This is a genomic window from Pseudomonas fungipugnans (assembly GCF_029955235.1).
In the GTDB taxonomy this organism is placed as follows: domain Bacteria; phylum Pseudomonadota; class Gammaproteobacteria; order Pseudomonadales; family Pseudomonadaceae; genus Aquipseudomonas; species Aquipseudomonas fungipugnans.
The window spans coordinates 804,512-830,867 of record NZ_JARBWL010000001.1 but is presented as its reverse complement, the minus strand read 5'-3'; the positions used below and the strand labels follow the sequence as shown (position 1 = coordinate 830,867).

General features: G+C 60.2%; 20 protein-coding genes and 1 pseudogene. All 21 read left to right on the top strand.

Features of this window, described 5'->3' with window-relative positions:
- The first annotated feature begins 2 nt into the window (after window positions 1-2).
- The 21 genes and pseudogenes from POF45_RS03390 to tssJ all read left to right on the top strand — a co-directional run bounded on the left by POF45_RS03390 (window position 3) and on the right by tssJ (window position 26,354).
- Window positions 3-1,718, top strand: coding sequence for an OmpA family protein (locus POF45_RS03390; RefSeq protein ID WP_282315065.1), 1,716 nt, complete (start codon window positions 3-5; stop codon window positions 1,716-1,718).
- Between the two features lie 23 nt (window positions 1,719-1,741).
- Window positions 1,742-2,233 (top strand): Hcp family type VI secretion system effector, encoded by a 492-nt coding sequence (locus tag POF45_RS03385; protein ID WP_282315064.1) that lies wholly within the window; start codon window positions 1,742-1,744, stop codon window positions 2,231-2,233.
- 155 nt (window positions 2,234-2,388) lie between these two features.
- Window positions 2,389-5,055, top strand: coding sequence for a type VI secretion system ATPase TssH (tssH, locus tag POF45_RS03380; RefSeq protein ID WP_282315063.1), 2,667 nt, complete (start codon window positions 2,389-2,391; stop codon window positions 5,053-5,055).
- 2 nt (window positions 5,056-5,057) lie between these two features.
- Window positions 5,058-7,454 carry a type VI secretion system Vgr family protein gene (locus tag POF45_RS03375; protein ID WP_282315062.1) on the top strand — a complete coding sequence of 799 codons (2,397 nt, stop codon included), beginning with the start codon at window positions 5,058-5,060 and terminating at the stop codon, window positions 7,452-7,454.
- The gene (gene tla1, locus POF45_RS03370) at window positions 7,451-8,251 is read left to right on the top strand and encodes a toxin Tle1 chaperone Tla1 (RefSeq protein WP_282315061.1); all 801 of its coding nucleotides are present in this window, start codon (window positions 7,451-7,453) and stop codon (window positions 8,249-8,251) included. The genes POF45_RS03375 and tla1 overlap by 4 nt, the downstream gene beginning before the upstream one ends.
- Before the next feature lie 5 nt (window positions 8,252-8,256).
- On the top strand, window positions 8,257-8,778 hold the full coding sequence (gene tli1a, locus POF45_RS03365; RefSeq protein ID WP_282315060.1) for a Tli1a family immunity protein: 522 nt from the start codon (window positions 8,257-8,259) through the stop codon (window positions 8,776-8,778).
- The gene (locus tag POF45_RS03360; RefSeq protein WP_282315058.1) at window positions 8,766-10,172 is read left to right on the top strand and encodes a T6SS phospholipase effector Tle1-like catalytic domain-containing protein; all 1,407 of its coding nucleotides are present in this window, start codon (window positions 8,766-8,768) and stop codon (window positions 10,170-10,172) included. Before tli1a (POF45_RS03365) ends, POF45_RS03360 begins: the two co-directional genes overlap by 13 nt.
- 56 nt (window positions 10,173-10,228) lie before the next feature.
- On the top strand, window positions 10,229-11,083 hold the full coding sequence (locus tag POF45_RS03355) for a T6SS phospholipase effector Tle1-like catalytic domain-containing protein (RefSeq protein ID WP_282315057.1): 855 nt from the start codon (window positions 10,229-10,231) through the stop codon (window positions 11,081-11,083).
- Window positions 11,084-11,120: 37 nt separating this feature from the next.
- Window positions 11,121-11,642 (top strand): Tli1a family immunity protein, encoded by a 522-nt coding sequence (gene tli1a, locus POF45_RS03350; protein ID WP_282315056.1) that lies wholly within the window; start codon window positions 11,121-11,123, stop codon window positions 11,640-11,642.
- Window positions 11,630-12,205, top strand: coding sequence for a T6SS phospholipase effector Tle1-like catalytic domain-containing protein (locus tag POF45_RS03345; protein ID WP_282315055.1), 576 nt, complete (start codon window positions 11,630-11,632; stop codon window positions 12,203-12,205). Before tli1a (POF45_RS03350) ends, POF45_RS03345 begins: the two co-directional genes overlap by 13 nt.
- Window positions 12,206-12,272: 67 nt before the next feature.
- Window positions 12,273-12,764, top strand: a complete 492-nt coding sequence (gene tli1a, locus POF45_RS03340; RefSeq protein WP_431978600.1) for a Tli1a family immunity protein — start codon at window positions 12,273-12,275, stop codon at window positions 12,762-12,764.
- Between the two features lie 493 nt (window positions 12,765-13,257).
- The gene (gene tli1a / locus POF45_RS03335) at window positions 13,258-13,770 is read left to right on the top strand and encodes a Tli1a family immunity protein (RefSeq protein ID WP_282315053.1); all 513 of its coding nucleotides are present in this window, start codon (window positions 13,258-13,260) and stop codon (window positions 13,768-13,770) included.
- Complete coding sequence (locus POF45_RS03330) at window positions 13,758-16,055, top strand: T6SS phospholipase effector Tle1-like catalytic domain-containing protein (protein WP_282315052.1); 2,298 nt, start codon at window positions 13,758-13,760, stop codon at window positions 16,053-16,055. Before tli1a (POF45_RS03335) ends, POF45_RS03330 begins: the two co-directional genes overlap by 13 nt.
- A gap of 109 nt (window positions 16,056-16,164) precedes the next feature.
- A pseudogene (gene tli1a / locus POF45_RS03325) lies at window positions 16,165-16,631 on the top strand (Tli1a family immunity protein).
- Between the two features lie 28 nt (window positions 16,632-16,659).
- A complete protein-coding gene (locus tag POF45_RS03320; protein ID WP_282315051.1) occupies window positions 16,660-16,917 on the top strand; it encodes a PAAR domain-containing protein in 258 nt (85 codons plus the stop codon).
- Window positions 16,914-18,047, top strand: coding sequence for a hypothetical protein (locus POF45_RS03315; RefSeq protein ID WP_282315049.1), 1,134 nt, complete (start codon window positions 16,914-16,916; stop codon window positions 18,045-18,047). The genes POF45_RS03320 and POF45_RS03315 overlap by 4 nt, the downstream gene beginning before the upstream one ends.
- Window positions 18,031-21,399, top strand: coding sequence for an ImcF-related family protein (locus POF45_RS03310; protein ID WP_282315048.1), 3,369 nt, complete (start codon window positions 18,031-18,033; stop codon window positions 21,397-21,399). The genes POF45_RS03315 and POF45_RS03310 overlap by 17 nt, the downstream gene beginning before the upstream one ends.
- A complete protein-coding gene (gene tssA, locus POF45_RS03305; protein WP_282315047.1) occupies window positions 21,396-22,982 on the top strand; it encodes a type VI secretion system protein TssA in 1,587 nt (528 codons plus the stop codon). The genes POF45_RS03310 and tssA overlap by 4 nt, the downstream gene beginning before the upstream one ends.
- A gap of 24 nt (window positions 22,983-23,006) precedes the next feature.
- Window positions 23,007-24,776: a type VI secretion system baseplate subunit TssF gene (gene tssF / locus POF45_RS03300; RefSeq protein ID WP_282315046.1), complete on the top strand. Its 1,770-nt coding sequence runs from the start codon at window positions 23,007-23,009 to the stop codon at window positions 24,774-24,776.
- Window positions 24,740-25,837, top strand: a complete 1,098-nt coding sequence (gene tssG / locus POF45_RS03295) for a type VI secretion system baseplate subunit TssG (RefSeq protein ID WP_282315045.1) — start codon at window positions 24,740-24,742, stop codon at window positions 25,835-25,837. The genes tssF and tssG overlap by 37 nt, the downstream gene beginning before the upstream one ends.
- Complete coding sequence (gene tssJ / locus POF45_RS03290; RefSeq protein ID WP_282315044.1) at window positions 25,818-26,354, top strand: type VI secretion system lipoprotein TssJ; 537 nt, start codon at window positions 25,818-25,820, stop codon at window positions 26,352-26,354. The genes tssG and tssJ overlap by 20 nt, the downstream gene beginning before the upstream one ends.
- Window positions 26,355-26,356 lie beyond the last annotated feature (2 nt).

Below are 26,356 nucleotides of genomic sequence, written 5' to 3'. Positions count from 1 at the left end.
CGATGACTTTCACACTGCAAAGAGCGCTTTGGCTGTGGGCGGGTGCACTGATCCTTGCCTTGCTGACCATTATTCCGCTCACTGTCTGGGTGCGCGCCGTCGCGGGGCTGGCCACGCTGTGCGGTGTGGTGCTGGCTTGTGTCCTGGCGAGCCGCCATGCGGCGCATCAACGTGGATCGGTAAGGCTGGTCGATGCCATGTCGTTACCTGCAACGTCGTTTCGTCAGCCGGTGATATTGATCTGTGGTGATGGCCTGGATGGACTCTTCGGCACGGTACCCGCAGACCAGATTGTCCTGCGTGTGACGAAGCAAGGGTGCTATGTGCGCGTGCCGAGCCTGGAGCAACTGGCAGCCGTCACCGATGGTATCCTGGCTTTGCGTCCTGGCTGGGGCGGGCAACTCGGTGTGATGCTCATCGTCAATCCAGGCGCGCACAGCGACGGCGGCGTACTTGCCGGCCAGGTGCGCGCCTTCAGTCACCAGGTGGCCGTGGCGCGCAAGCGCGGAATCGAACTGCCGCTGTTACTGGTGAGCTACCTGCAAACCTCGCAAGGCGAGCCGCCATGGTTCAGTTGGGGCAACGGCCAGACCGACGCGCTTGTGTGTGACGCGGGTGCGTGCGTGAGCCTGGCTGAGTGGCAGCAGCAAACTACAGACTCGTCCATGCAAGCCGCCCGGATGCACACCAGCATCCAACTGAACAGTGTTGTGGCCTGGCTGAATGACGCGGTGCTGCCACACCTCGTCATTCGCAACGCTCTTGGTCTGGCCACGGTTTGCGCAGTCAAACTGATACCGGCGCTGCCTCATGCCGTCAAGGAGAACCTGTGGCAGCAATGGTTGCACAACAAAGTGGCCCTGGCTGACAACAGGAAGTTCGTGACGGACGCGGTCTTGCCGTTCCCGGACCCGTTGCTCAACCTGCTCCCGCTCGGCCCACTGCGCTCTGCGGTAAAACGCGCAAGCCTCACTGCATTGTGGCTGTTCGCGGTGGCGGGTGTCGTCGCCGTCGCCAGCTCGGCGTGGCAGAACACTTTACTGGTGCGCCAGATCAGTGACGACCTGCGCCGTTATGCCGCCATCGCGCAACCGGCCCAGCGTGATCAACGCGAATTTCTTCGGCGCGAAGAGGCCGTGACCGTACTTCGTCAAGACGCCCAGCGTCTGGACGCTTATTACCGACACGGTGAACCCCTGGCGTTCGGTTTCGGCTTGTATCGGGGCGAGCGCCTGCGCGCACCATTGCAGGCGGTGCTGGCCAACCATGTTGAGCCTGCGGCGGCACTACCCACGCGAATTGCCGGCCCGGTACGGCTTGACAGCCTTTCGCTGTTCGCGATCGGCAGTGCCCAACTCAAGCCGGACTCGACCAGAGTCCTGATCAATGCGTTGGTCGATATCAAGGCACAGCCAGGCTGGCTGATTGTTATCGCGGGGCATACCGATGCCACCGGAGACGCTGAGAACAACCTTCGGCTATCTCATGCCCGAGCGACAGCTGTGCATGACTGGATGCAGCACATGGGCGGGATTCCCGACAGTTGTTTTGCGGTGCAGGGCTTCGGCGCAAGCCAGCCGATCGCCAGCAACGACACCGAGACGGGGCGTGCTACCAACCGCCGCGTTGATATCCGTTTGGTGCCGGAGGCGGGGGCCTGTGCGCTCCCGACCGCTGGGCCGCAAAGGCAACCTCCTGTCGCATCCCGCGACATTTAAATCTTCGAGAAAAGGAGCTTCACATGGCAATTCCCGTTTACCTCTGGCTGCAAGACGATGGCGGCGCGGCCATCAAAGGTTCGGTGGACGTGCAAAAACGCGAAGGCAGCATCGAAGTGGTCGCCCAGGACCACAGCCTGTACATCCCTACCGACAACAACACCGGAAAGTTGACCGGTACAAGGGTCCACACCCCCTTTCTGTTTTCCAAGGAAATCGACGCGTCCAGTCCATACCTCTACAAGGCGGTGACGACTGGTCAGACCCTCAAGAGTGCCGAGTTCAAGTGGTATCGCATCGATGATGCCGGGCAGGAAGTCGAGTACTTCGTCACCAAGCTGGAAAACGTCAAGGTGGTGAAAGTCGCGCCGAAAATGCACGACATCAAAGATCCGAACAAGGAAAAACACAACCATCTTGAGGAGATCGAGTTGCGCTACGAGAAGGTCACCTGGACCTACAAGGAAGGCAACATCATTCACTCCGACGCCTGGAACGAGCGCCAGAGCGCTTGATGTACAGGGGACAGCAGGTGAGCTTTCGCCTGCTGGCTCCTGATGTGTTCGGCTGAACGTCCGTTCGCGGACGTTCAGCCGAACACATCGAGTTTCGACCTCACGACTGGCTTTATCGACGACCTACCAAGATCCCAGAACAAGGATGTAACCGCATGGCACAGAGTTCCAGCCGCTTGCTTCGCCGTCTCAACCCTTATTGCGCTCAAGCGTTGAGTGCGGCGGCCTCCCTGTGCCAAAACCGAGCGCACGCGCAGATCACGATTGAGCACTGGTTACTCAAGTTGCTGGGACAGGGTGAAGGTGATCTGACCGTGATTGCGCGCCGTTACGAGTGGAATCTGGAGACGCTTTGGCACGGACTGCTCGAACATATCGATCGCCTGCCACGCAGTGTGCAGAGCAAGCCGCAACTGTCGGACCCGCTGCAGCAACTGATTAAAAATGCCTGGTTGCTTGCCTCGCTGGACGATAACAACGACAGCCTGCGCTCTGTGCACCTGCTGAGCGCGTTGAAGGAGACACCCGGCTTGCTGGTGTGTGAAGCCGCATGGCCGTTACTCAGCCTCAGTGAGGCCCAGTTGCAGCGTCTGTCGGTGTTGCTGGATCAAACGTCCGAAGAACGTCCCGAGGCGCAGGCGTCAGCCGCATTGAGCCGCGCCGCTGCGTCTTCAAGTGAGCTCGCCATGCTTCCATTCCGCGACCCGAAGGATGATGTGCTGCAGGCGGTGCTGGACAGGTTCACCCAGGATCTCACCGCCAAGGCAGCAGAAGGGCAGCTCGACCCCGTGTTTGGCCGCGACGACGAAATCCGCCAGGTCATCGATATCCTCAGTCGCCGACGCAAGAATAATCCGATCCTGGTAGGCGAGCCTGGTGTTGGCAAGACTGCACTGGTTGAAGGGCTGGCGTTGAGCATTGCCCAGGGCAAGGTGCCCGACAGCCTCAAGTCCGTCAGTGTGCGTGCTCTTGACCTGGGGTTATTACAAGCCGGTGCAGGTGTCAAAGGCGAGTTCGAACAACGCCTGAAAAACGTGATCGACGCCGTGCAGCGGTCTGAAAAACCGGTGCTGTTGTTTATCGATGAGGCCCATACCCTGATTGGCGCCGGCAACCAGGCCGGTGGCGCCGACGCGGCCAATTTGCTCAAGCCTGCCTTGGCCCGTGGCGAGTTGCGCACCATCGCCGCTACCACCTGGGGCGAGTACAAGCAGTATTTCGAGCGTGACGCGGCTTTGGAGCGGCGCTTCCAGATGGTCAAGGTTGACGAGCCGGATGACGACAATGCCTGCCTTATGTTGCGCGGTCTCAAGGCGCGCTACGCCAGCCATCATGGTGTTCATATTCAGGATGAAGCGGTGCAGGCAGCGGTCAGTCTATCGCGGCGCTACCTTACGGGCCGTCAATTGCCAGACAAAGCCGTCGACTTACTCGATACAGCCAGTGCACGAGTTCGTATGAGCCTGGATTGCGAACCGCAGGCGTTGGTCCGCCTGAAAGCCCGACAGATCTCCCTGGAGTTGGAGTGCCAGGCTTTGGAAGAAGATCAGGCGCTCAGCGGCAGCAGCGCTGACGAACGTCTGGCGATGATCGCGGCGCAACTCGCTGAACTGAAACTGCGGCAAATCGACTTGGTGCGTCAATACCGGCACGAACTCGACCTGAGCCAGCAATTGCTCGATGCACGCGAGGCGCAACCACCGCAGCGCGATACCTGTGCGCAAGTACAACGACGGCTAGACCATATACAGGGCAATCAACCGTTGCAGTCTATGGAGGTCAATGCACGTAGCGTGGCCGAAGTGATTGCTGACTGGACCGGCGTGCCGCTGGGCAGTTTGCTCAAGGACGAACAGTCGAACCTGCTGGCACTGGAGCAGCAATTAGGAGAGCGTGTGATTGGGCAGGCTCCAGCTCTGAGCGCAATGGCCCAGCGCCTGCGTGCAGCCAAAACCGGGCTCACCGATGACAAGGCGCCGCTGGGGGTGTTCTTGCTGGTCGGCACCAGCGGCGTCGGCAAGACCGAAACAGCCCTGGCCCTGGCCGACAGCCTGTTCGGTGGCGAAAAATCGCTGATCACCCTCAATTTTTCCGAGTACCAGGAAGCCCACACCGTCAGCCAACTCAAAGGCTCGCCGCCGGGTTATGTCGGCTACGGCCAAGGCGGCGTACTGACCGAAGCCGTGCGTCAACGGCCCTACAGCGTTGTGCTGCTCGACGAGGTGGAAAAGGCTCATGGCGATGTCCTCAATTTGTTCTATCAGGTTTTTGATCGCGGCTTCATGCGCGATGGCGAAGGGCGCGAGATCGACTTTCGCAACACCGTCATTCTCATGACCTCCAACCTCGGCAGCGACCTGCTGCAGATGTGTTTACAGGAACACAGTGATGCCCCGGACAGCGTGCTGCATGAGCTGCTGCGGCCGATCCTGCGCGAACATTTTCAACCGGCGTTGCTGGCACGCTTTCAGACCCTGATCTATCGCCCCCTGCAATCCGATGCGCTCAAGCGCATCGTCGCGATCAAACTCGCTCAGGTCGCCAAGCGCCTGCGCCGCCATTATGGTCTGGATTGTCAGATTGACGACGCGCTGAATGAAGCCTTGGTTGCCGCGTGCCTACTGCCCGACTCAGGGGCGCGCAACATCGATAGCTTGCTCAATGAGCAAATCCTGCCAGTCCTCAGCCAACAACTGCTTGAACGTCGGGCGGCGCAGCAGCGCACCCAAGGCGTGCACCTGGGCTACTGCGTCGATGAGGGCATCCGCCTGCATTTCACAGAGGGTCAGGAAACGGCTCAGTCCGTCGCGGTGGAGGCATGAGTATGCTCAACGGATTACAGACGTTTTTCGACCACAGCCGGCACACGCTGAGTGTGCGTAACCTCGAGGCCCAACTTGACGTCCTGACGTTTGAAGGCGAAGAGCGGTTGAGCCAACCCTTCGTTTATCGCGTGGAGTTCACCTGCACCGAGCGTGACCTGCCCGCCGCCGACCTGCTTGGCCAGGACGCCCGTTTCAGCCTGCACGCTGCGCCGCAAAAACTGCTGCTCGCCAGACTGAACGCAACATCGGTCAAACCGCTGCGCACGCTGCATGGCGTGGTTACTGGCTTCAAACGACAGTCCGGCTCCAACGACGAGGCCTGTTATGAAATCACCTTGCAGCCACGTCTGGCCCTGCTCGGTCGCGGCCAACAATTGCGTATCTACCAGCATCAGTCGGTGCCGGAAATTGTTGAAAACATCCTGCGCAGCCGCCACGGCTTTGAAGGCCAGGACTTCCTGTTCAGCCTGCAACGCGATTACCCCAAACGCGAGCAGGTCATGCAATACGGTGAAAGCGACCTGAGCTTTATCACCCGTCTGCTGGCCGAGGTCGGCATCTGGTATCGCTTTACCAGCGACGAGCGCTTGAGCATCGACGTCGTCGAGTTTTGCGACGATCAACGCCAGTACCAGTTCGACGTCGAGCTGCCGTATCGCCCGCAATCCGGACTGGCCAGCAGTGGGCAGGACGCTGTGTGGCAACTGCAATCGCAGCACAAAGTGGTCGAGCGGCAGGTGCACATCCGCGCCTACCAGCACCGCGATGCCAGCGCCCACCTGAGCGGGGAGATCGACCAAAGCCGTGGCGCGACCACTACCTACGGTGAGGCCTATCACTACGCCGAACCGTACCGCGTGCTCGGTGACGCCCAGGCCCAGGACGAAGACCTGCACAGCGAAAGCGGTTATTTCTATGCGCGCCTGCGTCATGAGCGCTACCTCAACGATCAGGCGCAACTGAGCGGCATCAGCAGCAGCACCGTCCTGGCGCCGGGGCAGGTGCTCAAAATCTCTGGCGGTGCGCCGCAGGCCTTCACACCGGGAGCGGTGATCACCTGCCTGACCACCCGGGCCGCGCGCGATCGCAGCTTCGAGGCCACCTTCCAGGCCATGCCCTATTCAGAGACGGTGTGCTTTCGCCCGGCTCTGGCGTCCAAGCCGCAAATCGCCGGCACCGTACCGGCCCGCGTCACCAGCCCACAGGCCAACGATCCTTATGCCCATATCGACCTGGAAGGGCGCTACCGAGTGAATTTTCTGTTTGACCGCGACACCTGGAAACCCGGCGAAGAAAGCCTCTGGCTACGCCTGGCCCGACCCTATGCCGGCGACACCCACGGCCTGCACCTGCCGCTGATTCCCGGCACCGAAGTGGCCATCGCCTTCGAACAAGGCGACCCGGACCGCCCCTACATCGCCCACGCCCTGCACGACAGCCAGCACGTCGACCACGTGACCTTGCGCAACTACAAACGCAACGTGCTGCGTACGCCTGCCAATAACAAACTGCGCATGGACGACACGCGGGGGCAGGAGCACGTCAAGCTCAGTACTGAGCACAGTGGTAAGAGCCAGTTGAATCTGGGGCATTTGGTGGATGCCGAGCGTAAGAAGCGAGGGGAGGGGTTTGAGCTGCGCACGGATGGTTGGGGGAGCATTCGCGGCGGCAAGGGTTTGTTCATCAGTGCCGATGAACAGGCAAAGGCCTCGGGTGACGTGCTCAGCATGGCGCCAGCCTCCGATCTGGTCGCGGGTGCAAAGAAGCAAATCGCTGACTGGCAGGAAATCGCTCAGTCCCACCGCAGTCGTCAGCCGGCCATTGACGGCTTGCAACAGCTTCAGGACAGCGCCAAGGACCTGAGCGCGTCGGCCATTCTGCTCAGTGCTCCCAAAGGTATCGGCGCGGTGACTCCTGCTAGCGTGCTGCTGAAAAGCGGCAAGGCGCTGTATGTGCAAAGCAACGACGAGATCAACCTGGCCGCCGGCAAACGTCTGTCCATCAACGCGAGCAAGGCCATCTCCCTGTTGGCTCAACAGGAAGGCGTGCGCCTAGTGTCGGGCAAGGGCCCCGTGGAAATCGAATCCCACGGCGACGTGATGAATCTGATTGCCCAGCAAGACATCACCATGCAGTCGGTGCAGGGTCATCTGCAACTGACCGCCAAGAATGGCATCACCCTGGGTTGTGGTGGCGCCTATATCCGTATTACGCCGCAAGGCGAGATCCAGATTCATGGCCCGGGCCTGATCAGCATTAAAGGGCAGCACCGGTTGAATCCGGCAACCAGTGAAGATTTCCCCCTTCCTGAATTACCCGGCTCGGTGTGCAAGGAGTGCCTGAAGAAGGCACAGGCTGCTGCTCAGGGCTTCGTGCCCAGAGGGGCACAAGCATGAGCGCTGTTCCTCGCGGTACCTGGATAGAGCTGTTGGACGTTTCCTGCTCAGAAGTCTCCGTTACGTGCCTGGATATCATCATTGATCAGGCCGGCAGCGACTCCCCATTACTGCCCAGTGTTCTCAGCGTCGAGCCTGCACTGCCATGGTATTCATTATTCACCGGGTTGCCGGAGGCTGGTGCCGACGAGCTGGCGCCATTACTGGTGCGTGTCGATCTGACGCAGCCCCTTCAGCGGCAGTGGCTCATTGGCCTAATGAAAGCGCTGAATGGCCGCTCGCAATTGCTGGTATTGGCTTCGCTTTGGCCTTTTCAATCCTTGGCTGAGCATCTCAGTCGATGCTTGGAAGCAAGTAATGGCGGCTATCCGGGCCTGCTGCGCTACTACGACCCGCGTCTCTTCCCGTTGCTGTTTAGTCATGTGCTTGAACCCGAGCAGCAGCAACCGTTGTTACGTCCGGCTGTTTTCTGGAGCTGGCTGGATCGCGACGGTCTTCCCAAACGGCTTGTGGGTACCGCCGATACGGACGAGTTGCCCGAAGATTTTACCCCTATCGAACTGAGCGACAGCCAGCTGGAAACGCTTAGCTGCGCCAGTGATGCCATGGTGGCGATAGTGAGTCTGGCCGAGGCATTACCTTCGCAGTGGAGCCCCGAGCAGCACTTTCAGGCGTGCTACGCGGCAATGATTGAAGCCACTCAGGACGGGTTATTACTCACTCATCAGCGTGAAGCCCACACCCTCGACAGGTTACGCAACGCCTGCGCGACCCTCTCCAGCGAAGCCAGGAATTGAACATCATGCCCAGATCCTCGAACGGCATTTATCGCGTCGCCCTGCTCGGTACTCTTGTTGGCGTTTTGCTTGGGCAAAACGCCTTGGCCAGCACACTTGAAGCCATTAACCACACCCACTGGGCGATCAACCGCTTCAGCGTCGACGGTCGTTCGGGGATCGACATCATCGGCCCGTATCAGGGTGGTGGGGGCGGTTGCTGTTACGTCGCCCCGTCGCGCTGGAGCCCAGACATGACCGTGCGCGTTGATTGGGAAACAGGAGCGGGTAGTTCAGAAGGCTTTCCCGGTTTTGCAGATCGAGACAAATACTATGCTTGGCTTGACAAAATCGATGCCCAAAAACGCCAGCACAGCAAGGTAGTCCCCGTCCCGGACTACACCGGCCAGAAAGTCTGCGGCCTCACCGTGCACTTCCTGCCCTGCGATGAACTCCAGGTCACCACCTCCTGCTACGCCTACGGCAGCCCCGAATACCCGATCAAGACCCCATTGCACTTGCCGGAGCCTCAGTCATGTCCGAAGTGAAACATGCCAGTGTCTGGCTCCCACCGGAGTTTCCTATGGAGGGGCGTTTGCCTCGCCGCGTCGGACAGGTCCAACAAAATATCCTGCGCCAGTGCGAGCAGGAGCGCGGCTACCACGATGCCCTGTGCCTGGCGGCCGGTCGCCGGGTGATGCCTCCGTGTTGCAAGACCGTGCACATCAGCCTGTTCTTCGACGGTACCGGCAATAACCTGAACGATGATTTGTACATATCCACTACACCGCATCCGACCAATATCGCCCGGCTGTTTCGCGCCACTGTCGGGGACGGGTATGCTGGAGGTACCGCACACAGCGAAGCGGCCCAGCGGTTGACCGATGCGACAGGCACTGGCAACGGCCAATACTTCAAGTACTACATGCCCGGCGTCGGCACGCCTTTCGCGGAAGTGGGTGACCTGGACTACACCACTGCTGGGCTGGCCGGTGCATGGTTCGGCGAAGAGCGGATCAACTGGGGCTTGCTGATGCTCATCGATGCCCTGCGGCGCACGCTGGGCCAGCCGCGGCTGGACAACGCGGGCCTGAAGGCGGCGGTCGAGGCCATGGGCACGTTGCCAGGGCTGGAGTTTATCAAGGGCCAGGCCAACCGTGCTGGTGTGTTCAGCAAGCAGCTCAAGGCGATTGAAAAGCCGTTGCGCCTCGCTCTGGCACAGCCAAATCCCGGCACATCGAAGCTGTTGGGCATCAAGCTGTATGTCTATGGCTTTTCCCGTGGCGCGGCGGCGGCACGGGCCTTTGTCAGTTGGTTGAACGAGCTGATGCGTTACCGACCGTTCCTGAAACTGGATGATCTGGAAATTCCCCTGAGCGTGGAATACCTGGGGCTGCTGGACACGGTGGCCTCGGTGGGTATCGCCGATATCTTGCCAGGAGCAGATGGCCATATGGCCTGGGCCGATGGCAATCAGGAATTGCCCGGTGGTGGGCTGGTCAAGCGTTGCCTGCATCTTGCTGCGGGCTTTGAGCAGCGTCTGTGTTTTCCGCTGGAGTCGATTCGTCGCGAGAGCGGCAGTTATCCGGTGAACAGTGTGGAAGTGATCTATCCGGGGGTGCACTCGGATTTGGGTGGGGGGTATCCGCCTGGGGATCAGGGGAAGGCGTTCAGCCAAGATGTTCGTGTAGGGGACGCACTTCTGCTATCGCAGATTGCCTTGAACGATCTATACGCTGATGCCTTCGCTCACGGCGCGCCCCTGAAAGTCCCGAAAGATTCGTTACCAATAGGGTTGCGGCATGAGCTGTGGCGGGCGATGGAGCCTGAAATAGTTCGAGCGTTTGATGTCACATCAGAGCTTGTTACTCGATTCAACGCTTGGCGTCAGATGACTCTGGGTCTGCCCCCGTCTCCCAACCGTTATCCACTGAACAGATAGAGCGTTATCAACCCCTCACATCCACCACCACGTTGGAACAGGCAGCGCGCGAGCAGTTGGGCTGGATCACCGCCTGGCGCATCGACCGTTATGCCTTCGCCAGCTTGAAGCAGAAAACGTTCTACCTTCAGGCGACCGATACCGAAGCCGACGCGGTAGTACGTAAGCAAGCCGAGTCAGACCGGAACAAAAAACAGGCAGCTGTTAAATCAAGGCGCAAAGAGCAACTAGCCCTTGAACGCAGTGGCCGAGCGCAGCTAAAGCCACAGGAACCCGGCGTTAAGGACTTCGACGCGGACATGGGGCAAACCCAATTGCGCGAAGCCGCCGAGGAATTCGGTGACGCCTACCGTGACCCCGATCACTTAGCCTCCAGCCTGAGTCGAGTATTACCGGCGAACGCTCCGCCCGTGGTGGTGTTGCGCATCATCACTGCCGATGCACGCGTCGAGGGCAGGCAGATGAAAGCGGCGGGACGGGCCAGGGTCAGCCAGCTGTTTCCGCCGCCGGCTGGTCAGCGTAATCACTGGGACGAAAAGACCCGGGGCCCCGTGGACGAAACCAGCAACGCCTCGCAGCCTGCGGGGCTATTGCGAGCGCTGTTTGATGACCAAGTCCACGATTCCCGCGCCTGGTTCCTCTACTCATTCGGGCGTGAGCCGATGGGCAGCTATTTCCGTGAGCGCATGGTGTTTTTCGGCGAAGCCAGCCGAAGGGAGCTGGCACTAAATCATGGAACGCAAGCGACGATGCTCGCTGCTGGCACGCCTTTGCCCGCCTCGGAACCTGTCGTTGCGGCTCACCCTCCCGTCATGGACGCCCAACGTATGGCAGAAGCGCAGCAAGCCATCGATGCGCACTGGGACGCCTATTACGCCAAGGTCAGCGAGGAGAACAATGCGCCAGCCTGATCCTGCTTTTCGACGCCCTGTTTCAGGGATAAAACGCATGTCCAACCCTATTTCGTATCAAGTGCTGATGGGGGCCCTCTGCGGCCTGGTTGGGGCTGTGCTTGCGCAGAGCGCTCAGGCCAGCACCCTTGAAGCCATTAATCACACCCACTGGGCGATCAATCGTTTCAGTGTCGATGGCCGTTCGGGGATCGACATTATTGGGGCATACCAAGGAGGCGGCGGAGGTTGCTGTTACGTCGCCCCGTCGCGCTGGCAGCCGGGGATGACGGTACGTGTTGATTGGGAAACGGGAGCTGGTAGCTCAGAAGGTTTTCCCGGTACTGGAGATTGGCCTAAGTTCTTAGCTTGGGAGAAAGAAATAAAAGCCCAAAAACGCCAGCACAGCAAACTAGTTCCCGTGCCGGACTACACCGGCCAAAAAGTCTGCGGCCTCACCGTGCATTTCCTGCCCTGCGATGACCTCCAGGTCACCACCTCCTGCTACGCCTATGGCAGCCCCGAATACCCGATCAAAACCCCATTGCACTTGCCGGAGCCTCAGACATGTCCGAAGTGAAACATGCCAGTGTCTGGGTCCCGCCGCCGTTTCCGCTGCAAGGTCGTTTGCCCAGCCGAGTGGAGCAGGGTCAGCAAAATATCCTGCGTCAGTGCGAGCAGGAGCGGGGTTATCAGGATGCCCTGTGCCTGGCGGCCGGTTATCGGGTCACGCCACCGTGTTGCAGACCATCAGCCTGTTCTTCGACGGTACCGGCAATGGACGAAACCGGCAACGCCATGCAACCGGCGGGACTGTTGCGTGCGCTGTTTGATGACCAGGTCCACGATTCCCGCGCCTGGTTCCTCTACTCACCATTATTTGGGCGTGAGCCGATAGGCAGCTATTTCCGTGAGCGCATGGTGTTTTTCGGCGAAGCCAGCCGAAGGGAGCTGGCACTTAACCCTGAAGCGAAAGCGACGATGCTCGCTGCTGGCACGCCTTTGCCCGCCTCGGAATCTGTCGTTGCGGCTCACCCTCCCGTCATGGACGCCCAACGTATGGCAGAAGCGCAGCAAGCCATTAAGGCGCATTGGGACGCCTATTACGCCAAGGTCGGCGAGGTGAACAATGCGCGGGCCTGAGCCTGTCTTTCAACGTCCTGATTCAGGAGTTAAACCCATGCCCGATCTCATTTCGTGCCGTGTGCTGATGGCTGCCCTCTGCGGCCTGGTGGGGGCTGTGCTGGTGCAAGGCGCTCAGGCCAGCACCCTTGAAGCCATCAATCACACCCACTGGGCGATCAACCGCTTCAGCGTCGATGGACGCTCGGGTATCGACATCATCGGCCCGTATCAGGGGGGTGGGGGCGGTTGCTGTTATATCGCTCCGTCGCTCTGGCAGCCGGGGATGACGGTGCGTGTTGATTGGGAAAGCGGGGTGGCTTATTCCGATGACTTTCCTGGTTTTGCTGACGAGCCGAAGTATTTAGCTTGGCGAAATAAAAGTAGAGCGCAAAAACGCCAGCACAGCAAAGTAGTCCCCGTCCCGGACTACACCGGCCAAAAAGTCTGCGGCCTCACCGTGCACTTCCTGCCCTGCGATGACATCCAGGTCACCACCTCCTGCTACGCCTACGGCAGCCCCGAGTATCCAATCAAGACCCCGTTGCACCTGCCGGAACCACAGTCATGCCCGAAATAAGCGACGCCGTATGACGGGTGATGAAACGATGTAACCACAGGTACATCAAGGCGACATGCCAAGTGATGGCGTGGGTACCCCGTAGGGCTACGGAAACCAAGGTGTTGGACAAGCTGAAAACGACCAAGACCAACGACGAGTTCTTCTTGTCGATGAAGCGTAAGTAAGACGAAGTACGCTTCACAAAAAAGGGCGCCCCTGACAGGGCGCCCTTTTTTTGTGCGCCATAGGTTTGTCTCCTGTGAGGCCTTACCACGCAACTGACTTCTCCTGCCTGAGCCGATCACCCGCAAAAACGTAGGAAAACGAATATTTTCCTTGAGGGAAATTTCCTGTTCGTCCCGATGACCCTGGCATTGGGGCGGCAGTCGTTGACTGCCCACTGCATCATTTGTTTTCCAGTGTTGCTGTTTCTCGAGCGCGAGGGCCACGCGTTCGGCGAATTGTCTGGTTTTTTGAATGACAGGACTTCAATGAAAAGGAAAATGACTTCATGCCCACGTTTTCGACGGCCAGGTGCCTTGTCGCAACGCTCGTGGGGGCCTTGTTAACTCAAGGCGCCCAGGCCAGCACACTTGAAGCCATCAACCACACCCATTGGGCGATCAACCGCTTCAGCGTCGACGGTCGTTCGGGGATCGACATCATCGGCCCGTATCAGGGTGGTGGGGGCGGTTGTTGTTATATCGCTCCGTCGCGCTGGAGCCCAGACATGACCGTGCGTGTCGATTGGGAAACAGGTGTGGCCTATCCCGATGGCTTTCCCGGTTTTGCTGACGAGGCCAAGTACGACGCCTGGCTAGACAAAATCGATGCCCAAAAACGCCAGCACAGCAAGGTAGTCCCCGTCCCGGACTACACCGGCCAGAAAGTCTGCGGCCTCACCGTGCACTTCCTGCCCTGCGATGAACTCCAGGTCACCACCTCCTGCTACGCCTACGGCAGCCCCGAATACCCGATCAAAACCCCATTGCACTTGCCGGAGCCTCAGTCATGTCCGAAGTGAAACATGCCAGTGTCTGGGTCCCACCGGAGTTTCCTATGGAGGGGCGTTTGCCTCGCCGCGTCGGCCAGGTCCAACAAAATATCCTGCGCCAGTGCGAGCAGGAGCGCGGCTACCACGATGCCCTTTGCCTGGCGGCCGGTCGCCGGGTGATGCCTCCGTGTTGCAAGACCGTGCACATCAGCCTGTTCTTCGACGGTACCGGCAATAACCTGAACGATGATTTGTACATATCCAGTACACCGCACCCGACCAATATCGCCCGGCTGTTTCGCGCCACCGTCGGGGACGGGTATGCCGGTGGTACCGGACACAGTGACAAGGCCCAGCGTTTGACCGACGCGGCGGGCACTGGCAATGGCCAGTACTTCAAGTACTACATGCCCGGCGTCGGTACGCCGTTTGCGGAAGTGGGCGACCTGGATTACACCGCTGCCGGGCTGGCGGGCGCCTGGTTCGGCGAAGAACGGATCAACTGGGGCCTGTTGATGCTCATCGACGCCCTGCGGCGCACGCTGGGGCTGCCCCGGCTGGACAACGCGAGCCTGAAGGCGGCGGTCCAGGCCATGGGCACGTTGCCAAGCCTGGAATTCAACGGCCAGGCCAACCGTGCTGGTGTGTTCAGCAAGCAGCTCAAGGCGATTGAAAAGCCGCTGCGCCTTGCGCTGGCACAACCAAACCCCGGTACGTCTAAGCTGTTGGGCATCAAGCTGTATGTCTATGGTTTTTCCCGTGGTGCAGCGGCAGCACGGGCCTTTGTCAGTTGGTTGAACGAGCTGATGCGTTACCGGCCGTTCCTGAAACTGGATGATCTGGAGATTCCCCTGAGCGTGGAGTACCTGGGGCTGCTGGACACCGTAGCTTCGGTGGGCATCGCTGATATCTTTCCAGGAGCAGATGGCCATATGGCCTGGGCCGATGGCAATCAGGAACTGCCCGGTGGTGGGCTGGTCAAGCGTTGCTTGCACCTTACGGCAAGCTATGAGCAGCGCCTGTGTTTTCCGCTGGAATCGATTCGTCGCGAGAGTGGCAGTTACCCGGTGAATAGTGTGGAGGTGGTTTATCCGGGGGTGCACTCGGATTTGGGTGGGGGGTATCCGCCAGGGGATCAGGGAAAGGGTATTAGCGATGATGATCGTTTGCTGTTATCACAAATTGCCTTGAACGATCTATATGCTGACGCCTTTGCTCACGGTGCGCCCTTAAAAGTGCCGAAGAATACATTACCAATTGGGCTACTCCATGAACTGTGGCGGGCAATGGAAGATGATGTGACTGAGGCGTTTGGTGTTTCTCAGACCTTGGTCAACCGCTTCAACGCCTGGCGTCAGATAACTCTGGGTCTGCCCCTCGTTTCCCAACCGCTGCCCACTGAACAGATAGAACGTTACCAACCTCTCACATTCACCACCACGTTGGAACAGGCAGCGCGCGAGCAGTTGGGCTGGATCACCGCTTGGCGCATCGACCGCTATGCCTTCGCCAGCTTGAAGCAGAAAACCTTCTACCTACAGGCGACCGATACCGAAGCAGACCCAGCCGTACGTAAGCAAGCCGAGTCTGACCGTAACAAGAAGCAGGCAACGATTAAATCAAATCGCAAGATGCAACTCGCCCTTGAGCGCAGTGGCCGAGCGCAGCCAAAACCACCGGAGCCCGGGGTTAAGGATTTCGACGCTGACATGGCGCAAACCCAACTGCGCGAAGCCGCCGAAGAGTTCGGTGCAGCCTACCGCGACCCCGATCACCTGGCCTCCAGCCTGAGTCGAGTATTACCGGCCAACGCTCCGCCCGTGGTGGTCTTGCGCATCATCACCGCCGACGCACGCGTTGAAGGCCGGCAAATGAAAGCGGCGGGACGGGCGAGGGTCAGCCAGCTGTTTCCGCCTCCGGCTGGCCAGCGTAATCACTGGGACGAAAAGAGCCGGGGGACCGTAGATGAAACCGGCAACGCCACGCAGCCGGCAGGGCTACTGCGTGCGCTGTTTGATGACCAGGTCCACGATTCCCGCGCCTGGTTCCTCTACTCATTCGGGCGTGAGCCGATGGGCAGCTATTTCCGGGAGCGCATGGTGTTCTTCGGCGAAGCCAGCCGAAGGGAACTGGCACTGAATCATGAAACGCAAGAGGCGATGCTCGCGGCGGGCACACTTTTGCCAGCCTCGATACCTGCCGTTGCGGCTCAACCTCCCGTCATGAATGCCCAGCGTATGGCAGAAGCTCAGCAAGCCATCGATGCGCACTGGGATGCCTATTACGCCAAGGTCGGCGAGGTGAACAATGCATAGGCCTGACCCTGTCTTTCGACGCGCTGCTTCAGGAGTAAAAACCATGCCCAACCTCATTTCGCGCCGTGTGCTGATTACTGCCCTCTGCGGCCTGGTTGGGGCTGTGCTGATGCAGAGCGCTATGGCCAGCACCCTTGAAGCCATTAACCACACCCACTGGGCGATCAATCGCTTCAGTGTCGATGGTCGTTCGGGTATCGACATTATCGGTCCGTACCAAGGGGGCGGGGGGGGTGCTGTTACGTCGCCCCGTCGCGCTGGAAATCGGGGATGACGGTGCGTGTTGATTGGGAAACCGGAGCTAGTGGCATGAGTGATCTCGCCGATGAGTTTCCCGGTTTTGCAGATGAGGCCAAGTACGATGCTTGGCTGGACAAAGTCGCAGCGCAAAAACGCCAACTCAGCAAAGTAGTCCCCGTCCCCGACTACACCGGCCAAAAAGTCTGCGGCCTCACCGTGCACTTCCTGCCCTGCGATGAACTCCAGGTCACCACCTCCTGCTACGCCTACGGCAGCCCCGAATACCCGATCAAGACCCCATTGCACTTGCCGGAGCCTCAGTCATGTCCGAAGTAATGTACGACCTCTATCTGGAGGTGTGGCGATGAAACCGGTGATTCGTCAGGGCGACACGCTGGAAGAATATGGCGGCGAAGTGCTGGAGGGGCATTACGAGTGTCACGGCAAGCCCATGGCCTGTCAGGGTGACGCCGTGCACTGCAACCTGCACGGTCGGACCGAGATCGCCGAAGGCACCGACCTGTTGCATCTCGACGGCCGACCGGCGGCGCTGCATGGCCACCGCTGCCAATGCGGATGTACGCTGGTCAGCTCAATGCCCGACTCACTGGTGGCATTTTGATCACCGCACCTGAGTTCGCCCCCTACCCGTTGGTTCAGGCACCCGTGTATTCACGCTGGATGATCAGCGGTGTAGCCATGCTGGTTTTTTTGAGCGGTGTCAGCGTGGTATTGCGATCGGTCATTGAGCTGCATCTGACGGTTACCGGTGTGGCTTGTGCATCACTGGTCTGGTTGCTGGCGCTGCTGTTGCGCGTCTTGTACTTCCGCCTCAACCGGCATAACGCACAGAGCTATTGCGAGGCGGCGGAGCAGGTACAGCAGGCGTGGTGGATGCACCATCGGCAGAACGTCGCGCTGGTCGGCTCTGTGCTGGTATCAGCGGCATGCACTACACCGGAACACGGACAACTGCTCTTCAGCCCAGATCATCAACCTCCCAAGCCACAGGAAACGCTCGAAGGGCGCACGATTCACCTTTTTCAGGTGTTTGGGAGTGATGTCGCCGAACGCGAGCGTAATTTAGCGATTTTGCTCGCGCTACAGTGGCAGAAACAGTGTGTTGAAGATTCAGTCGTGCAGCCGCTACGTAGCTACTGGCAGGGTTCACTGGCGGCCTGGCAAGCGTTTGTCGAACAAATGGCGCTGTGTTCTCCGCAGGTTCAACTGCCCGAACAGCCCGAGCCTTGGCAGGGAATTCGTACTCTGGATTCGGTCATTGATCAATTGCAGGGTGCTCCCGAAACGGCCCGCATTCTCTGTGCCGGTTGCCAATCCTCGCCTACCCAGCAGGAGAGTCGCTTGCCGACAGGGGAAGCGGCGGTGCTCTGGTTATTCGGCCCCGAAGGTGGCGTGCGTTTTTCTCGGGGTGAATGGTTTTCGGCTGATACCGAGCACCTCCCAACGGTAGCTAAGCGAGTTCTACAACAGAGCGAACTAACAGCCCCCACTCAAATCTGCGTGTCGTTCTCTCAGCCGAATGTGCCTGATCTGCCTGCCATTGGCTGGAACACCAGACAGCACGCGCAAGACGCCAACTTTGGCGACCTGGAAAGTCTGCAGGCCATGGTCGTACAAACCCTGGCTGCCTGGTACGCCGAACAGCATCAAAGGCCTTGCGCCTGGTTGGCAAACGATCCTCACCACACACTGACCCTTGGAATCATTGAACCCGATGACTCAAATAGTTGAATCTCCAAAAATATCCCTTGGGAAAACGGCGTTATTACTGGCGGTGATCCTGGCGCTGCTGGTCGCGGTGGGGGCTGTGATCTGGTGGTTGTTGATGGAACCTCGGCTCCTCAGTCGTGCCTTGATGCAAGATGTCCTACTCAAGGGCGTATTACTGTGGGCAGTGTTGTTCGGTATGGCGCTTATGACTTGGCAGATTGTCCAGATCGGGATCCGCAGGTTGATCATCGGTTCTCGGTCGCCAGTGTCCACGCCCTACGAGCCCGATAGGAAGGAAAAGCAGTCAGAGATAATTCAACGCTTACGTGCCCACCACGGCATCTTCTGGCGCCACAAAGTCCGCCTGCTTCTAGTCCTCGGCGAACCCGCCGAAATCGACGCCATCGCCCCGACCCTGGCTGAGCAGTTCTGGCTGGAAGGTCAGGGCGTCGTCCTGCTGTTGGGCGGCAGTGCGCAAGCGATGCTGGATCAATCATTCCTTGAGCAATGGAGTGGGCTCAGCCGCTGGCGCGGCTTGGACGGCGTGGTCTGGGCCTTGAACAAAGAACAGAGCGCCGATGAGGGGGTGATGAGTCGTGGCGTCAATCATCTGCTGGACCTTGCCCGTACACAGCGCTGGCAGTTGCCGCTGTACCTGTGGCAGGTGTGCGACAGCGCGGGGGATCAGGAAAAACGCAAGGCTCAACCGGTCGGTTGCCTGCTGCCCTCGCGCGTGACTGCGACGGTGTTGGCGTCCTGTCTGGACCGCCTGCTGGAGCGCTTGCGCCGTGAGGGGCTGGCGCAGGTGAGCGGTGTGATGGGCCATGATTTTCTGCTGCGCTTGTCTCGGGATTTGCAGGCCGAAGGCATTGCCCGTTGGCGTCAAGCGCTGGTGCCATTGTCCGGAAAGTTCGCCCAGGGCGTGCGGTTGCGAGGGCTGTGGTTCAGCCTGCCGTTGTCGGCGGCCAGTCAGGCCCCCGCCAATAATCATTGGCACGCCGCTCCGGCCTGGGATGGCGTGCTCGGCGACAAGGCTTTTTCTCATCGTCGCCTGGGCTGGAACGCCACGCGCATCAGTTATGCGCTGGTACTGGGTTTGGCGCTGGTGTGGGGCGCAGGGCTGCTGCTGTCGTTCCTCAGCGACCGTGTGCAGATCGCCCAGGTACAAACCTCACTGGCGGCGTTGCAACAGTCATCGCAAGGCGACGAGCAACTCAGCGCGCTCAACGATCTGGTGCGCGAACTGGCGCGTCTGGATTACCGCGCCGCACACAGCGTGCCTTGGTATCAGCGCTTCGGCCTGAATCAAAATCAAGCATTGCTTGAAGCGCTGTGGCCGCGTTATGTCGAGGCCAACAATCGCCTGATTCGTGACCCGGCCGCGACTCGTTTGCAGCAGCAGCTCAGCGCGCTGGTCAAGTTGTCTCCGGACAGCCCGCAACGGGTCGAGCACGCCCACGACGCGTATAACCAGCTCAAGGCTTATCTGATGATGGCGCGCCCGGAAAAAACGGATGCCGCGCTTCTGGTCAAGACCCTCAGCGATATCGAGCCCAGGCGAGCAGGAATATCGCCGGGACTCTGGCAAAGCCTGGCACCCAATCTGTGGCAGTTCTACGGCGAACACCTGGCCGAGAATCCGGCTTGGCGGATCGAGGCCGATCCGAGGCTGGTCGCGCAAGTCCGACAGGTACTGCTTGGCCAGTTGGGGCAACGTAATGCCGAGGCCAGCCTGTACCAGCAACTGCTCGATGAGGCTGCCAATCACTACTCAGACGTGGGCCTGCAGCAACTGGTGGGCGACACCGATGCGCCGGCGTTGTTTTCCAGCGATGCCAGCGTGCCGGGCGTGTTCACCCGCCAGGCCTGGGAGGGCCAGGTGCGCCACGCCATTGATGCGATCGCCGAGGCGCGGCGCGAGGAAATCGACTGGGTACTCAGCGACAAGCCCACCGACATCGACACCCGGTTGAGCCCGGACCAGCTGCGTGAACGTCTCACCGAACGCTACTTTCAGGACTATGCCAGCGCCTGGCTGAATCTGCTTAATGGCCTGCGCTGGAAGGAGGCCGGGAGTCTCGACGAGGTGATCGATCAGTTGACGCTGATGAGCGATGTGCGCCAATCCCCGCTGATTGCACTGATGAATACCCTGGCCTATCAGGGTCAGGCGGGCACCCGAACCCAGGCCCTGACCGACTCGCTGGTGAAGTCCGCGCAAAAGCTGATTGGGCAGGACAAGGCCCCGGTGATCGATCAACTGGCCCACATGCCGAGCAGTCCACTGGATGCGACCTTCAGCCCGTTGTTGGCGTTGTTGGGTAAGGGGCCTGAAGGCAAAAACAGCCATGACGATCTGAGTCTCCAGGCATTCCTGACCCGGGTGACACGGGTGCGCCTGAAGTTGCAGCAAGTCAGCACAGCGCCCGATCCGCTGGAAATGACTCAGGCACTGGCGCAAACCGTATTTCAAGGGCGCAGGATCGACCTGACCGACACCCAATCCTACGGCAGCCTGATGGCCGCCAGCCTGGGAGCCGAGTGGGGCGGGGCGGCACAAACCCTTTTTGTACAGCCGCTGGAACAAGCCTGGCAACGGGTCTTGCAACCGTCGGCCGCTGGGCTCAACAGCCAGTGGCAGCGCTCGATTGTCAGCCATTGGAACGATGCCTTCGCCAGCCGTTACCCATTTTCGGCAACCGCCAGCGACGCCTCCTTGCCGATGTTGGGGCAGATGATTCGGGCTGATTCTGGACGCATCGAGCAGTTTTTACAGCGGCAATTGAGCGGCGTGTTGCGTAAGGAGGGCCGCCGTTGGGTGGCGGACCCGCACCATGCTCAAGGCTTGCGTTTCAACCCGCAGTTTCTCGGCGCTATCAATCAGCTCAGCGACCTGGCCGATGTGCTTTACACCGACGGTGGCATGGGCCTGAGCTTTGAACTGCAAGGCAAGCCCGTGCGCGATGTGGTGCAAACCACCTTCATCCTCAATGGCGACAAGCACCAGTACTTCAACCAGAAGGAAAGCTGGCAGCGCTTCAACTGGCCGGGGCGCAGCGACTATCCCGGCGTGAGCCTGAGCTGGACCAGCCTGCTGGCCGGCGAACGGCTGTTCGGCGACTACCCAGGTACATGGGGCCTGATCCGCCTGCTGGAGAAAGCCCAGGTCACGCCGTTGGACGACGGTGACAGCCGCTACCGCATGGTGCTCAAGGCCCCCGATGGCTTGAACCTGATCTGGCACCTGCGCACCGAGCTGGATGCGGGGCCGTTGGCGTTGCTCAAGCTGCGTGACTTTACGTTGCCTCAGCAGATATTTCTCAGCGAGAACGCCGCTGACAGGCCTTCCGCGCGCAATGGGGGTTTTCAATGAGCTTGCGTGCTTTGATCGCCCGTTGTCTGGGTGCGCGTGATGCGCTGTCCGTTGCACGCGAACAAGCTTCCCACTGGCAACCTTGGTTGTTACCTGTCAGCGCCGATTCCCCCGTCGGCGAAGACCCCGGCTACGATGATGACTTCCAGCGCATGCGCGAAGAGGTCAATAAGCTGTCGGGCGCCGATGCCGAGCGGGTGGTGCAACTGGCGCAGAAACTGTTGACCCACCGCTGCAAGGACCTGCGGGTCGCCACCTACTATCTGTGGGCGCGCTTGCACAGGGACGGCGAAGTGGGGCTGGCCGATGGCCTGAGCCTGTTGGCGGCGCTGGTTGAGCGCTTCGCCAACGAGGTGCTGCCAACCCGCCCCAACAGCCGCAAGATGGCCCTGGAATGGTTGGCCAGCGGCAAGGTGCTGGACACGCTGTCGTTGTACCCGGAAGTGGTCAAGACTGAGGCCGAGCGTACCGCCGCGGCACTCGCTTGGCTGGAACACGGGTTGAGTGCCTGGCCGCAGGATCAGCGTCCCGCCCTGGGGCCATTGTATGCCGCCTTGTCCGCGAGATTGGCGCAGTCCGGTGGCATGGACGCGCTGGTTCCGCAGAACACCGCCAGCCATGAGTCGACTGCGCAGGCCAACGCATCGCCTGCAACGGCAATCAAGTCCGGGCGCGACCTGTTGGACAGCGGCCGGGCCTTGGCGGGGTACCTGCGTGACCAACCTTTGGGCTGGCTGGCGGCCCACCGCCTGATGAAGAGCTTGCGTTGGGACACGGTGCACCAGGCCCCTCCGCAAGATACGAACAACAACACGCGCCTGACGCCGCCGCGGAGTGACTATCGGGCACTGCTCAAACGTTTGTACCTGCAACAGAACTGGACGGAGTTGATCGAGCAGGTCGAGCGGATCTATGCCGAGGGCGTGAACCATTTCTGGCTCGACTTGCAGTGGTACCTGTATCAGGCGCTGAGCAAACAACCCGTGCCGCAGGATCGCTGGGCCGATATCGCCAAGCGTGACCTGGGCATGTTCCTTGAGCGCCTGCCGGGTCTGGATGTGCTGTGCTGGAGCGACGGCAGCCCCTTCGCTGATGAGACCACACGCGAGTGGATTGCCCAGCATGTCAGCGGCAACCAGCCCCAGCAATGGTTACCCGTACCCTCGATGGCACCGTCCACCGGCGATACCGACATCCTGTCCCTGGAAGGCGAGGCCGTGACCCAGGCTGACAGCGACGGCGTGGACCAGGCACTGGCCTGGCTGGCTGCACGCCCCGGCATCCATACCGGGCGCCAACGCTGGTTGCTGCGCCTGTTGATGGCGCGCGTGGCCGAGCAGTACGGCAAGAGCGACCTGGCCATCCATCTGTTGGCCGAACTGGACGCCACGGCGCAACGCCAGGCCTTGGCCGAGTGGGAGCCCGAGCTGAACTTCGAGGTCAAGGCGCGGCTGCTCAAACTGCTGCGCTTGAAAGCTCAGCGCAACGACGTCGACAAACTCGCTCTGGCGCGGCGGATGGAAACCTTGTTGGCCGCACTGGTGGCCATCGACCCGGTACGCGCCGCAGTGCTCTGCGGCTGACCCTCACTCATCAGGACTCTTTCTTTGAGCATGGACAATCTGACATTGCGCTATTTCGATGCCGAAATGAGCTACCTGCGCGAGGCCGGCAAGGAGTTCGCGGACGCGTTCCCGGATCGGGCCGCGCAGCTCAACCTGGACAAACCGGGGGCGCAGGATCCCTATGTGGAGCGCCTGTTCGAGGGCTTCGCATTTCTGATGGGCCGCCTGCGGGAAAAGCTCGACGATGACCTGCCGGAATTGACTGAAGGTCTGGTCAGCCTGCTTTGGCCGCATTACCTGCGCACCATTCCATCATTGTCGGTTATCGAACTGGAGCCCGAACTTGAGCAGATGAAGCGCAGCGAATTGGTTGCTCAGGGTTTTGAGGTGCTGTCTCAACCGATCGGATCGCAACGCACCCGTTGTCGTTACACCACTACACAGGATCTGACGCTGCGACCACTGGCCCTGGCGTCGGTAGGGCGGGGTTTTGAGGCGGATGGTCGTTCGCTGCTGCGTCTGCGCTTTGCCTGTGGAGCGTTGACCGATTGGAGCCAGATCGATCTGAGCCGCTTGCCGCTGTACCTGAATGCCGATACGCCGTTGGCCAGCGCGCTGCATCAGGCGCTGACCCTCAATGTGCAAGCGTTGTATGTGCGTTGGCCTGGCCAAACCGAACGCCGGCCATTGATCGGGCATTTTGCCCCCAAGGGGTTTGCCGATGAGGACCGGCTGTGGCCAAAGGGCGACAGCGCTTTCAGCGGCTATCAGTTGTTGCTGGAGTACTTCACCTTCCGCGAAAAATTCATGTTCGTGACCCTGTGTGGGTTGGAGCAATTGGAGATTGCGCCCGGCACCCCTTGGTTCGACCTCGAAGTCGTGCTGCGTGAGCCCTGGCCGCCTGACTTCGACTTGAGCCGCGAGCACATCCGTCTGCACGCCGTGCCGGTGATCAATCTGTTCCCGATGGAGGCCGACCCGCTGACACTGGCGCCTTTGCAAACCGACTACTTGCTGCGTCCCATGCGATTGCAGGATGGCCATACGGAGATCTATTCGGTGGACCGGGTTACGGCCTCGAAGAACGCTGAACGTCAGGATTACGTGCCGTTCACCAGCTTTCGCCATAAGGGCGGCATGCTGCGCGACGAGGCACCTGAGCGTTACTTTCATACGCGCCTGAAGCGGGCAGCGAATGGCTTGCACGACACCTGGTTGATCCTGGGCGGCGAGGGCTTTGATAAGGACCGTTTGCGCGAGCGCGAAAGCCTGTCGTTGCGCTTGACCGGTACTCACGGTCAGTTGCCGCGCAAGGCGCTGCAAAGCACCTTGCTCGATACGGTGGTGCAGTCCACCCAGGCCGGTTTGCGTGTGCGCAACCTGTGTGCGCCGACGATGCCGTGCTATCCGCCGAACCGCGATCGCTTTCATTGGCGGGTGCTCAGCCATCTGGGCTCTAACTTCCTGCCGATGCTCGACAACGCTGAAGTGTTGCGAGGCACGCTGGCGTTGTACGACTGGACGGGCAGCGAGCTCAACCGCCGCCGCCTGGCCGCGATCGTCGACGTCAGTCATCACCTGATCCAGCGTTTCGAGAAAGGCTTTCTGCTGCGCGGGGTGGATATAGAAATCACTCTGGATGCCAATGGTTTTTCGGGGGAGGGCGATATCAGCCTGTTCGGCGAAATGCTCAACCGTTTCTTTTCCTTGTACGCCGACATTCATTTGTACACCCAGCTCACGCTGATCCTGCAACCTACTGGAAAGTGCCTGCGATGGAACGAGAACCACAGTCAGCGTATTCCCGGCTGAAAGCCGGCGGTTTGCTGGACGCCCTGCGCGGGCAGGTGGCAGAAGCCAATCTGTACCGCTTTTGCCAATTGCTGGAGCAGGCCTTGCCCGATCACCCGCCCTTGGGCAGTACTGCGCACCCGGCTGATGACGCCGTACGCTTCCGGCCCGATCCGGGTATGGGGTTTCCCGCGGGCGAGTTGAAGGCCATTGAAACGGATGAAGATCACCCGCAACGTCCGGCGACGGTACGCACCCGATTGCTTGGGTTGTACGGGGTCGACTCGCCCATGCCCACCGTGTTTCTGGATGACATCGCGCAGCGTCGGGAAGGGCATGAAGCGCTGGAATCTTTCCTGGATATTTTCAATCACCGGATCTTCACTCAGTTTTACCGAATCTGGCGCAAGTATTCCTACCCGGCGACGTTCGAAGCGGGTGGCACCGATGCGACTTCGCAATGCCTGCTAGGCCTGATCGGCCTGGGCATTCCCGGCACCGCCCGGCACATCGGCACGCCTGTTTCACGTTTTCTGGCCTTGCTCAGTGTCATGCGCCTGCCCACGCGTAATGCTGAAGGCATCATCGCGCTGGTCAAATTACTGGCCCCCAACACCGTGGCGCAGGTGACCCCGCATTGGCCGCAAAGTATTGCGTTGGCATGCCCGGCCAGTCTTTGCGCCCAGAGCCCGGTGAGCCTGTCCCAGGGCACACCGCTGGGCGCCGTCGGCCAAGACGCCAACAGTCAACTGTGCCTGGTGCTTTTTACCGAAGACACGCAGGAAGCCAGTGGCTGGTTACCCGGCGGGCCGTTGCACGGCGACCTGTTGGTGCTGCTGCGCGTGTACCTGGGGTGGCGCTGCACGGCGAAACTCAAGTTGTCGTTGCCGGTGCACAGCTTGCCTGCGCCGGTGCTGGGGCAAACGCCCATTCGGCTGGGCATGACCGGTGTCCTGGGCTTGGGTGGCGATGCCTGGCGGGCGACGGAACACGACACAATTACGATCAACCTGGGCCGTTACCAAGGTCTTTCGATTAATTCCCGGAACAGGGAGACACAGCATGTCGCGTACCGTTTTTAGTCTTTTGATGCTGGCAGCGTTTGCGCTACCACTCGGTGGTTGTGGGTTGGCCCAGACCTTGGCGGACGGCACGTCATCCACGGCCAAGGCGATCTTCTATAAACAGGTGAAAACCCTGCACCTGGATTTCAGCGCGCGCACGGCGTTGAACACCGATGCCACGGACATGAGCGCATTGTCGGTGCCAACCTTGGTGCGGGTGTACCAGTTGCGCGACAACAAAGCGGTGGAGCAGGCGACCTACGACGGTTTGCTGGGTAATGACGATCATCTGTTGGCCAGCGCGTTGCTGGGCAAGCGCTCGGTGGTGGTGAAACCCGAAGAGGGCGCGCAGTTGAACGTGCCAATGCACAAGGATGCGCGATTTGTCACGGTGGTGGCATTGTTCCGCAGCCCCGATACCCGGCTGAACACTTGGCGTCTGACGCTGACGCGTGATGATCTGGATCCGGATCGGGCGCGGGTGATCGAGCTGGGAGATAACCGCGTGACCCTGCGGCCCTTGGCGAAGGAGTGACC